The following is a 7,773-nucleotide window of genomic DNA, read 5'->3' on the forward strand; positions in this document are numbered from 1 at the left end:
CGTTCGACAACCACCGGAATGGTCGCCAGCGCCATGCCAATGGCGGCGATGCTTGCCGGCGCGTTCGGTTCCGTCTTGTCGCGAACCAGACCATTGTCCGGGTTTGTGCAGTGAAGATAATAGAGCAGGGTGGTGAACTGCAGCCGGGCGAGGTCACCGTCCGTCGGCAAGCGATCGAGATCAACATCGGTAGAGGGTAGTTCGATCATGATCGCTAACCGATCGTAACTTGGACGTCGTGCGTGTGACTATCGTCAATTAGCGGGACGCTTTTGTTCATGACAGGGTTGCCATCCAGCGTCACCGACTGGACGCCTCGGCCGATCCCTTTGGCATTGTCGAAACGGATGCGGTAGGTAGCCAAACCATGCTTGTACGTGATCTCATATGCGGGCCAACTCGTGGGAACGCAGGGCTCGAACCGCAAAAATCTACCTTCCCGGCGCAGACCCAGGATAGCCTCCATGGCAACACGATACAGCCAGCTGGCGGAGCCGGTGTACCACGACCACCCGCCTCGGCCCGTGTGCGGACGCGCGCCATATATGTCTGCACAGACGACATATGGCTCCACCTTGTAGCGCTCAACCAGATCTCTCGTCGTTCCGTGGCAAATCGGATTGATCAGGTTCCAAAGCGTCAAGGCTAAATCACCGTCACCCTGCAATGCAGTGGCCCATACGACCCAGGTTGCCGCGTGCGTATATTGCCCACCGTTCTCACGAATGCCTGGAACATAGCCCTTGATGTAGCCCGGCTGCAGTGCCCCTTTGTCAAAAGGAGGATCGAAGAGTTTGATCACCTTGTCCTCTTTAAGAACGAGCCGGTCGTGGACCGCTCTCAACCCCTGCGCCGCGCGCTCGGCATCGGCAGCGCCCGATATGACAGCCCAGGCTTGCGGGAGGGCATCGATCTGGCATTCGTCATTCATGGCCGAACCAAGCGGCGTGCCATCGTCAAAATATGCCCGGCGATACCAGGCACCGTCCCAGGCGTTAGCCTCGAGGGCTACGCGCAAAGCCTCGGCTCGATCACGACACCACTTGGCACGGTACTTGTCCCCACGAGACCTCGAGATTGTCGCGAACGATCTCAAGACCGACAAAAAGAACCATCCGTTCCAGACGCTTTCCCCTTTGCCTTCAGCACCGACTTTGTTCATTCCGTCGTTCCAGTCCCCGGTCCCCATCAGGGGGAGCTGATGGCTCCCAAGTCGATAACCGTGCTTCAGCGCCCGGACGCAGTGTTCGTAGATCGTGCCCGTTTCCTCACTGATGGCTGGTGTGTTGAAGGCTTCCTCCTGGTCGTCTTTAAGAACCGCTGATTTGAGGAAGGGTACGACCTCATCAAGCAGCTCAACATCGCCGGTCGTCGAGACATAGTGGTGAACAACATAGGGAAGGAAATAAAGGTCGTCGGTGATCCGGGTACGCACTCCGACTCCGGATGGGGGGTGCCACCAGTGCTGAACGTCGCCCTCTTCAAATTGGCGTGCTGCCGAGCGCAGGATTTGTGAGCGGCTTTCACCTGGTGCGCTATGGATTAGTGCCATCACATCCTGAAGCTGGTCGCGAAAACCGTATGCCCCGCCGGACTGATAGTTTGATGTGCGGGCCCATACTCGGCACGCGAGTACCTGGTACAACAACCATCTATTCATCATCAAATTCATGCCGAGATCCGGCGTCGTGACGTGTACCTTGTCCAGAACGTTGTCCCAATCCCGGGATACCGCTGACAGGCTCTCACCCGCATGATCGGGGTCGGCGTATTTGCGTACAAGTCTCCGGACTTCATCCAGGCCGTCGGCCTGCCCGAGAACAAAGATAACCTCTCTCGTTTCGCCTGCGTGCAGGACCACATCCACATTTAGAGCGGCGCACGGATCGACCGATGGACCAAAACGCTCCGCCAGATCAGCTCGTTGCAGGGCGGCAGGCCGAGATACGGAACCGTATTTGCCAAGAAACTCTGTGCGGTCGGCTGTCGTTGACCTCGCCGCTGGACTGGCGGCCGCAAAGGCGATCTTTCCAGCGAAATCGCCTGACCAAGGATTTGTCGCGATGATGGCACCTGAATCGACATCGTGGTCGCACACCACTTGCATTGCAGCCTTTTCACGTTGGGTTCCCAGTACCCATTCGACGTAATAGGTTGCCGTTATCTGGCGGCTTCGGGTGTCCTCATTCCAGAGTTTCAGGCAGATGATCTTGATCGTGTCCTGAGGTGGAACGAAGACTGTCATCTCCTGTTTCAGATGTCGGCTCTGGCTGGCGTAGAGCGTATAACCCTGACCGTGACGGACGGACACTGGGGCGGAAGGTCCCATCGGCAGGGGTGTGGGTGTCCAAATTTCTCCAGTTTCGTCGTCCCGCAGGTAAACGACTTCTCCCGGCTGATCCGAAACCGGGTCGTTCGACCACGGTGTAAGCCGGTTCATCTGACAGTTGCCCGACCACGTATAGCCAAGGCCCGCTTCGGTCGTCAGGCAGCCGAAGCTGGGGTTCGCGAGGACGTTTGTCCATGGCGCCGGCGGTAAGGTCGTGGATCCCGATTTGAACCTTCCTACCGTTATAACATACTCGCGCCCACCATCGGAAAAGCCCCCGAATTCGTTCCAATAATGCAAATTTTCTGGCGAGACGGGTGACGGATCTGCGGTATCGTCGCTCGTTCGAGCGGCGAACTCCCCTGGTAACGAAGCAGGGGAAGATACCTTAGGGAGCTGGTCGGCAAGAGACTCGCCGTTGCCCGTTAGAACGAGGCGCGCCGCAGCGGTAATTGTCGCCAGGTCGTTCCCTGCAGGACCGCTGCCGGAGACAACGAAAATCCCTCCAGACTTGCCGGTCATTTCCGTTTGCAGCGGCGAGAAAAAAGTCTGCTCCAGTTCCCTGGTACCACCGCGCTCATCGAACAGGACGAGGTCGAATACCAAGCCTCTGCGCCGGCAGAAGTCGTGGGCCGCCATCACTTGGCGAATGAGAGCTTCGTCTCGTTTTGCATCGACACTCGCCAACGCGATTGGTAAGTCGCCGGAGATGCCTTGAGCCCAGAGCACATTTGGGTCAAATCGTGGTTGTGGGTGCGCCACCTCCTGCCGCTGGCTGGGATTACCAACCGCCATATATCCGGCCAATAAGTTGGACACCGAAACGTCGCCGGGTGTGAGCCTGAATTCATCGAGCTCGCGCTTGTATCTCTCCAATGATCGGCAGAACGCTTGCTCGACCGCACTGAACTTCGAGTATTGCTCGGCGATTGACTGGATGGCCGACTGGTTGTCCGCGGCTCCCGTCACAAAGGCTACGTGCGCTTCCGCACCTGGACCAACACGGACTGTCCGTCGTAGGCAGACGATCGGATCGAGGACAGGGCCGGTCGTCCCGGAAAGCGATGTACGGGCGTCAAATATTGCAGGATTGGCGGCCGTGCGTCCTCGGCCGAGGAATCGGAGCCGGTCGGTCTCGTATTGGAGCTCTTGGTGGGTTTGCTGGCTCGATGACGAGACATGGATTGCCCAAGTCGGTTTCTCGTTCACATCGCGGGGCCTGCGGCGTGCAAATAAAGCGCCCGTCGTGCGGTCGTATGTCGTTTCGACAAATAGTTTGGTGAACGCGGGGTGTGCCTGGTCTGCACGACGATTGTTGAGGCAGACTTCGGCATAGCTTGTCAATTCGAGGGTTCGCTCCCGCGCACCATGATTGATTATCGTCAGCAAGCGAACCTCGGCGTCGGCATCTTCTGCGACACAGACTTTCCAGAAGGTCTCTATGTCGCCGGAATGGCAGCGGAATTCCGCCCTGTCTCCGTGAAAGGTGTGTTCCCGGATTACGCCTGGCTCAACGATCGGTTGCCTTCCGATAGACCACAGGCTGTTGTCGGCCAGATCCCGAACGTAGCAAAACTGTCCCCAGCAATCGCGCGTGAAGTCTGCTTGCCACCGAGTAACGTCAATGCCCTGCCAGCTCCCGTAACCTGCGCCCGCTGCCGTGACGAAGACACTGTAGCAGCCGTTGGACAGCAAGGCGAAGTCGGAGTTGCCACCCGTCAAATCCGGAACACCATCGTGTCGTATCGTCTCGGGCACGCTTGCTGGCACAGGAACCTCCATTTGGCTGGTTTGCGGCTATCTCAGGCGTTGTCTCCTTCCGTTGAGGTCCGCGTCGACTGGCCCGCACCGCCCTTCAAGCCCCATTTCCAACCGATTATCGCGGGCATGTCGTCGCCGTGTTTCTCAATATATTGTCTGTGTTCGATCAACTTCTCGTGGATTGCCTGTTTGAAATAGGCAGCGCGGGCACCCAGTTGCGGAAGCCGATCAATGACGTCTTCGACCAGGTGGAAGCGGTCGATTTCGTTCAGGACCGCCATATCAAACGGCGTCGTCGTTGTTCCTTCTTCCTTGTAGCCGCGGACATGCAGATTGCCATGGTTTGTCCGGCGGTAGGTGAGGCGGTGAATGAGCCATGGATAGCCATGGAAGGCGAAGATAATGGGCTTGTCCTTGGTGAACAGGGCGTCGAAATCGGGATCCGACAATCCGTGCGGATGCTCCTTCGGCGGCTGAAGCTTCATGAGGTTCACGACGTTAATGACGCGGACTTTCAATTCCGGAATGTGCTCCCGGATCAGCTCGACTGCCGCCAGGGTCTCGAGCGTTGGCACGTCGCCGCAACAAGCCATCACCACGTCGGGCTCAGCTCCTTTGTCATTGCTTGCCCATTCCCAGATGCCAAGCCCCGCATTGCAGTGCTTGATGGCTTGATCCATCGTCAGCCATTGTGGTGCGGGCTGCTTGCCGGCAACCACAACGTTGACATAGTTGCGGCTGCGCAAGCAGTGATCAGTGACCGAAAGGAGCGTATTGGCGTCCGGCGGCAAATAGATGCGAATGACCTCTGCCTTTTTGTTGGCCACATGATCGAGGAAGCCCGGGTCCTGGTGGCTGAAACCATTGTGATCCTGCCGCCAGACGTGTGAACTCAAAAAGTAGTTGAGCGAGGCTATTGGCCGCCGCCAGGGAATATGGTTGCACACTTTCAGCCACTTGGCATGCTGGTTGAACATTGAATCGATGATGTGAATGAAGGCTTCGTAGCAGGAAAAGAAACCATGTCGGCCGGTAAGCAGATAGCCTTCCAGCCAGCCCTGACATTGATGCTCGCTGAGCACTTCCATCACCCGGCCATCCGGTGACAGATGATCATCAGTGGGATAAATCTCTGCCATATAGCAACGATCGGTGACCTCAAGAACATCCTGCCATCGATTTGAGTTGTTCTCATCCGGACTGAACAGGCGGAAATTTTTGCTGCCCAGGTTCATCTTCATGACATCCCGGAGAAACTTGCCCATCACCCGCGCGGACTCGGTTATGGTTGCACCTGGGCTAAGCACCGATACTGCATAGTCGCGGAAGTCGGGCATCTTCAGGTCGCGCAGCAGCAAACCGCCGTTCGCATGCGGGTTGTCGCTCATTCGACGATGCCCGGTAGGCGCGAGCGCCGCCAATTCGGGCTTGAACCGGCCGTCATCTTCGAAGAATTCCTCGGGCTTATAACTTTTCATCCATTCCTGGAGAATGCTGATGTGTTCTGCCTTGTCCATGTCGCCCATCGGCACCTGATGCGCGCGCCAATAGTCTTCGCACTTCTTGCCATCTATCTCGGGCGGGCAGGTCCACCCCTTTGGCGTGCGGAAAACGATCATCGGCCAGGCTGGACGCTTCAGGTTGCCCTTGGTGCGGGCATCCGTCCAAATTTTCTTGATGTCCTTTACGGCCGCATCCAGTGAACCGGCAAGTTGCTGGTGCACATTCTCCGGATCATCACCTTCGACGAAATATGGCGCGTAACCCATTCCCTCGAAGAATTTCTGCAGTTCGTCCTTGGGAATGCGGGCAAGGAAGCATGGGTTGGCGATCTTGTAGCCGTTCAGATGCAGGATTGGCAACACGCATCCGTCGCGCGCAGGGTTCAGGAATTTGTTGCTATGCCAGCCCGTTGCGAGCGGACCTGTCTCCGCCTCCCCATCGCCCACAACGCACGCGACAATCAAGTCCGGGTTGTCGAAAGCCGCCCCGTAGGCGTGGCTGAGGGCATAGCCCAATTCGCCGCCCTCGTGCATGCTGCCAGGTGTTTCCGGGGCTACGTGGCTGGGGATGCCGCCGGGGAAGCTGAACTGCTTGAACAGCCTCCTCATGCCTTCAGTGTCCTGGCTGATATTGGGATAGAACTCGCTGTAGGTCCCTTCGAGATAAGCGTGTGCGACAAGCGAAGGACCGCCGTGTCCGGGTCCAATAACATAGATCATGTTGAGATCATCGCGTTTGATAACGCGATTGAGGTGGACGTAGAGCATGTTCAAACCTGGGGACGTTCCCCAGTGGCCGAGCAGTCGTGGTTTTATGTGCTCTCGCTTTAACGGCTCTTTCAGCAGCGGGTTGTCCAGAAGATAGATCTGGCCCACCGACAGATAATTCGAGGCGCGCCAATAGGCGTCCATCGACTGCAATTCTTGGGCAGAAAGGGGGTTTTTACCAGCTGAACTCGCGTCACTCGCGAGTTGAGCATTACTTGCCGTTTTAAGCGAAACCATTGGTGCCTCCCGTTGGGGACCCAGACCGTTAGCGGGTCCCGTGGCTCAGTATTGATCTGCGCTTTGTTTTTATGTGAAACGTTCCGGAAACCTGCCCGGCAATCAAATTTCTGCAACGTGTTCGCTACTGACCCGGCATCGCTTACCGCGCGCACGCGTCGGGCCCACGCTCTCTTACACTTGGCAGCTACACATCATACACGATCAAAGCGACTTCGTCGCGCTTGATGTGCGAAACTACCATTCAACGAACGAAGCAACGCTGCTGTACTTCCGTCGCTCATGAGATGAGTTTGTGTCCAGACGGGAACACCGTCCAAGTCCATTCGCCCTCCTGCTCACACGTCAATTTCGCGTCATACAGATTCTCATCCATGCTGGTTGCGCCGCTGTTGAGATAGGTTATTGAATACTCGGAAAGCGTATGAAGGACGTTGTGGAATTCTTCAACCCCGAGTGTCGTGTCGAGCCGATCAAGGAAGACGAACCGCGGCCCCGCGAGAATAATACCGACCAAGGCCAACAGCTGTTGCTCGCGCAGTGAGAGTAGCGCGTCCCAGTCCCTTTCTTTATCCAGCCCGCCCGCCTGGCCGACATCGAGGTCGAATTCACGCAAAAGGTGGAGAATCCGATCATCCGAGATTTCGGCCGCCCTGTCCGGGGGCACGAGAGCCTGACGCAAAGTACCTGGCATCAGATAGGGCTGCTGAGGGAGAAACAGGACGGTGCGGCCGGGGCCGGGGCGTATGATACGACCGCTACCCTTAGCGGGAATACCGGCGGCCGCCTTAAACAAGGCAACGCTTGCCTGCTGATTGGGTCCCGTGATCAACACGCGGGTTCCCACTCCGACAGATGCTGACAAGTCCCTCAGGATAGGCGTGCCGTCTGATGACAGCAGGGTCAAGTGCTCGAAAGCGAGGCGCCCTTCGTCTTCGACAATCTCGATGGCTAATGGCGCCGTCGGTGCGCGGGATTGTTCGATTGCCTCCTGGAGGGAGCTAAGCCGGGCGACCACTGCGGCGAAGGTTGAAATCGACTGGAATTGCGTGACAATCAACGAAAATGCACCCACAAGCAACGCGAAGGCCGCGGCCGACTGGGTGATCACGCCAAATTCGACATCGCCTCGGATGAAGGCGGGCGCGACGATCAGGGCAGGAATGATCTGGATCA

The 7,773-nt window shown here is 57.4% G+C and carries 2 protein-coding genes and 2 pseudogenes; all 4 read right to left on the bottom strand.

All coding sequences use genetic code 11. The features are described from left to right. Positions 1-209: pseudogene (locus AAAC48_RS04180) on the bottom strand (hypothetical protein); the annotation flags it as partial. Positions 210-214: 5 nt separating this feature from the next. Further along, positions 215-4,087: a glycosyl transferase gene (locus tag AAAC48_RS04185; protein ID WP_340652968.1), complete on the bottom strand. Its 3,873-nt coding sequence runs from the start codon at positions 4,085-4,087 to the stop codon at positions 215-217. Between the two features lie 44 nt (positions 4,088-4,131). Then, positions 4,132-6,597 (bottom strand): phosphoketolase family protein, encoded by a 2,466-nt coding sequence (locus AAAC48_RS04190; RefSeq protein WP_340652967.1) that lies wholly within the window; start codon positions 6,595-6,597, stop codon positions 4,132-4,134. Between the two features lie 280 nt (positions 6,598-6,877). Next, positions 6,878-7,773: pseudogene (locus AAAC48_RS04195) on the bottom strand (ABC transporter ATP-binding protein/permease); the annotation flags it as partial.

This window comes from Phyllobacterium sp. (assembly GCF_037994405.1).
Classification (GTDB): Bacteria; Pseudomonadota; Alphaproteobacteria; order Rhizobiales; family Rhizobiaceae; genus Phyllobacterium.